2 protein-coding genes are annotated in these 1,312 nt (G+C 54.1%); one reads left to right on the forward strand and one right to left on the reverse strand.

What is annotated here, in order from left to right; all coding sequences use genetic code 11:
* Window positions 1-144 precede the first annotated feature (144 nt).
* Entirely contained in the window at window positions 145-1,140 is a 996-nt protein-coding gene (kdgT, locus tag ETG88_RS22190) for a 2-keto-3-deoxygluconate transporter (protein WP_100777951.1), read from the forward strand.
* Between the two features lie 34 nt (window positions 1,141-1,174).
* On the opposite strand, the gene ETG88_RS22195 is transcribed toward kdgT, so the two are convergent.
* Window positions 1,175-1,312 (reverse strand): YjcZ-like family protein (locus tag ETG88_RS22195; protein ID WP_215628782.1); only part of this gene is annotated, 138 nt, incomplete at its 5' end.

Genomic DNA, 1,312 nt, shown 5'->3' on the forward strand with positions numbered 1-1,312 from the left:
CGTTTAACACGTGTAAACGGGCTGCGGTTTGTGCATTACCAGACGGAACTTCAGACAGTTAAATTTTCGTAATCATTTGAATGTAATCATTAATATTACCTGACTTGTCCGCCAGAAACGCGAGATGAGATGTGAGGATTTATCATGAAGATTAAAGCCACAATTGAACGCATCCCTGGCGGGATGATGCTGGTTCCCCTGGTCCTTGGCGCAATATTAAATACCCTTGCGCCAAATACCGGCGCTTATTTTGGCGGATTCACAAAAGGGATGATCACCGGCACCGTTCCCATTCTGGCGGTCTGGTTCTTTTGTATTGGCGCCTCTATTAATTTACGGGCTACAGGTACCGTTCTGCGTAAATCAGGTACGCTGGTCATTACCAAAATTGCGGTCGCCTGGGTCGTCGCAATGGTCTGCGCCATGTTTATTCCTGAGAACGGAATTCAGACCGGATTCTTCGCCGGATTGTCCATTCTGGCGATTGTTTCGGCAATGGATATGACCAACGGCGGTCTCTACGCCAGCCTGATGAACCAGTACGGCACCAAAGAAGAGTCTGGCGCCTTCGTTTTAATGTCGCTGGAATCCGGTCCGCTGATGACCATGCTGATCCTGGGCTCCGCCGGTCTGGCCTCGTTTGAACCGCACCACTTCGTCGGCGCAATTCTGCCGTTCCTGATCGGTTTCGCACTGGGTAACCTGGACACCGATTTGCGCGATTTCTTCAGTAAAGCCACGCCGGTGCTGATTCCGTTCTTCGGCTTCGCATTGGGTAACACCATCAACCTGGGCGTGATTATGGATACCGGTCTGCTGGGCATCGCCCTGGGCGTCGCGGTTATCATCATCACCGGTATTCCACTGATTATCGCAGACCGCGTGATTGGAGGAGGGAATGGGACCGCAGGTGTCGCTGCGTCATCTGCTGCAGGTGCAGCCGTGGCGAACCCGGTGATTATCGCGCAGATCAACCCGGCCTTCGAACCGGTGGCCGCCTCCGCAACCGCGCTGGTTGCAGCGGCTGTGATTGTGACCGCGATTCTGGTACCGATTATTACGGCGCTGTACGCCAAGCGCTACGGCAATATCCCGCAGGCCGAGTCAGAGCCGCAGCCGGTTGAATCCTTACATCACTAAGATTTCTACGCCCTCTCTTCGGAGAGGGTTTTAGTTATCCCTCGCCAAACACTTCACTCACCATCGCATCCGCCAGCCTTTTCGCTGAGCAGAGTCTCGGCATTCCCAGTGCCACCGTCTGCCAGCTCTGCGTCACAGACCAGCTCACCGGATGACGGTCAGGATGACACCA

Origin of the sequence: Lelliottia nimipressuralis (genome assembly GCF_004115925.1) — a bacterium.
GTDB lineage: Bacteria > Pseudomonadota > Gammaproteobacteria > Enterobacterales > Enterobacteriaceae > Enterobacter > Enterobacter nimipressuralis.

Bases quoted from the DNA above. Each gene is read 5' to 3' on its own strand.
- kdgT (WP_100777951.1), top strand. From the start codon at position 145: ATGAAGATTAAAGCCACAATTGAACGCATCCCTGGCGGGATGATGCTG.